This window comes from Bradyrhizobium iriomotense, assembly GCF_030160715.1.
GTDB lineage: Bacteria > Pseudomonadota > Alphaproteobacteria > Rhizobiales > Xanthobacteraceae > Bradyrhizobium > Bradyrhizobium iriomotense.
Genome location: NZ_BSOW01000093.1, coordinates 1 through 2,838, shown reverse-complemented (window position 1 = coordinate 2,838; position 2,838 = coordinate 1). Strand labels below are relative to the sequence as shown.

The following is a 2,838-nucleotide window of genomic DNA, read 5'->3' as shown; positions in this document are numbered from 1 at the left end:
CCGCAATCGGCCACGCACTCGATGCCTTCACATCCGAGGAATGCGCCAACTACCTCAAAAATTCAGGTTATCGAACTTAATGCCATCACGCTTTAGTCACCGGGTGCGCAACTGGTGATATAGCTCGTAGCCATAAACTCGCTCCCGATACATTGGTGTCCACCATGGATCGACAGCTTCATAAAGCGCGATTCAATTGCGGCAGTCGCGCTCTCCGGGAGCATCGTCAATTCCTGCATGCGAACCTCAATGTAAGGATGGTTAAATGATGGGCGGCAGCATGCGGACGCATTCATCAATGACGTACTCGGGTATGCTCTCGAACTTATGCGGGTTGAGCTGCATCACGTACTCATTCTCGATGTGGTACGACTCGTTGATAAATTTGCGGATCACGTCATCGTCGTGTTCGATATTGAAAATCCGGAATAGCTGGATTTTCTCGTAGCCGACGTCCGTGGCCGCGAATTTGGCGCGGATGGCGTTCACGTCGTTCACCTCGGCGACCAGCGCATCGTAGTTGAACCCTGGTAAGTGTTCGTCTCGGATGCTTTCCTCTGCTGCCTGTTTCTCCTCCGGGCTCATGTTCCGGTTTTCAGCTGCTGTCTGCAGCGTGGGAACGGCGCGGCCTTTGAACAGGCTTGCCAGCAGATTGTATTCCACGCCGACTTCATCACGTAGCTCATAGTCGCGCCGCAGATAAATGGCCTGCAGGATCGGATCCTGCAGCGTGGCGATATTCGCCCTGCAGACCCTGGCAAAGGTCTGGATGTCTTCCCTCGCGATCGGCACTTCTTTCACAATGCCCCCGCGCGAAGAAAGGAAAGATGCCGATGGTTTTGCCCCTTGAAACACGTCCTTAGTACTTTTGATAACATCGATGGCAGGCTCGATGTCATGGGTCAGCAAAAGGGTGGTCCGCCCTCTCAGGCTTGCCTTACCCTCGAACAGCTCGTGCAGGATGGCGAACTTCTTGTTCTTGTCGAACGACGAAATGGGGTCGTCCAGCACCACCAGGTCCGGGTTTTCGCTCAGCACTTGGTGCATGAAAAGAACCAGGGCGAAGGCATTCTTTTCGCCGTAGCTCAGGTGCTTGGACGCCGTTTCCAGGTGACCGGCCAGATCCCGGTGCACCAGCTTCATTTTGTAGGATTGCTCCTCCGGAACGATCTCGACGGCGTACTTGTAGCCGGCGGACTTCAGGAACGTGTTGATGCTGACCTGGTTGGCCTCTATCGCCTTTTTGATCTTGGCCTTGTGCCTGTTGACCTTTCCAGTCAGGTCGCCAACCTTCGTAAGCAGGTCTTCAAGTTGCGCGTTGACAGGCTCTGTGATGCTCCGGGTCTCTGGGGAATCGAGCTTGTCCATGAGCGCCAGGTCGATCTTCAGCGGGGTGATCTTCTCACTGATCTGGTCCACATCTCGCAGGGAGAAAAAGGAGATAGCCCGGAGACCTTCCAGCTGGGTGATCATGCCGTCGATCTCAGCCTTAAGGCCCGTAAGGAAACTTACCTCGGCGGCGGTCAGGTCAATCTTGGTTTTCGTTACCTTCTGCAGGTTTTCGCGGCACTTCTCGCTGAAATACTTGCCAAGCCTTTCGATAACCGCTTTGAGCGTGTTGAGGTGACCGACCGCCGCGGCGTCGAATTCCTTCTCGACTGCGAGGGCGGTGTCTTTCTGCCCCTCACCAACAAGGGGGGTGGCGCAATAGGGGCAATTGTCGCCCAGCTTCAGATACTCGTTGCCCTTGATCTGCCAGCCGATCCACTTGGACGGCTCTTGGCTCTTGATGAAGGTCTCGAAGGGCTTCAGCGCCTCGGGAATGTTCTCGGTCTTATTACCGGTGCCGAACGCCTTATGAATCTTGCTGCTCTTCGGAATGTTGCCGGGCTTAGACTTGCCGAACGCATCCCGCAATTCCTCGAAGTCGGAAATGGTCTTTTCGATTTCCGCATTGTTGGTGAGCGTCTGCTTCACACCAGCTAGCAGAATGTCGATGGCCTCCATCGCCGCGACATAGTCCGGCGTTTTGATGAAGATGTCGAAGCTGTTTTTAAGGACTTCGTCTTTCTGGAAAACGAATTGCTGGACGTAGTCATCGTCGAAGACAAGGGCGGAAGCCATATCGTCAATGCCCTGCACAGACGGCGACGGTGCATCCGCCTTGCCTCGGCTTTTGAATGGCATGAGGTCACCTAGAGTGCCGTCTCCGCGAATTTGGCTGACAATGGCTTTTGCCAGAGTACTTTTCCCAAGGCCGTTGGGCCCATATTTGATATTCAGCGTGCCTTTCAGCACGCAAATTTCGGCACGATCCACGCTGTTACAGTTACTGATGACTACAGTTAGTTGGGTCAACCCGCATCCTCCGCTTCCAGGAAGGAGAGACTATGAACCTAAAGCTCTGATCTACACGCAGCAGGTAAGCTCAATCCCCAAGAAAACTCAAAGTACGCTTTCCGCGGTTTGGCTGGCTGTGATTGCTGGCATGTCCGCTTTGGGATGCAGCTACGGCCGCCCAAATGACGGAGTGAAGCGCATTGCTGGTATTCAAAGCCTCATACGCAACGTCTGCGTAAGGGCAAAAAATGACCCTGAGCCGGTGGTCCCGGTCGAAACCGAGCTGGCGGTCTTTGCAGGCCACGGGACGACCTCGCATCCCTCGGCGCGATCCGTGATCGGCGCCTGAGCGCTGCGGCGCGGCAAATTCCAGGGCTTGCGAAGAGGCAGTCCGAATGTAGACTAGTACCCACTTTTCTTAGATCGTGAGTCGTGATTCAAGGTCGGGATGATACCCGAAGCAAGAGAAGTCCGCCTTTCGAGGAAAGATCGCAAGGT

The 2,838-nt window shown here is 54.7% G+C and carries 1 protein-coding gene; it reads right to left on the bottom strand.

The window, feature by feature from the left end:
• Positions 1-261 precede the first annotated feature (261 nt).
• Positions 262-2,358, bottom strand: coding sequence for an AAA family ATPase (locus QQL28_RS45480; RefSeq protein ID WP_284276380.1), 2,097 nt, complete (start codon positions 2,356-2,358; stop codon positions 262-264).
• Positions 2,359-2,838 lie beyond the last annotated feature (480 nt).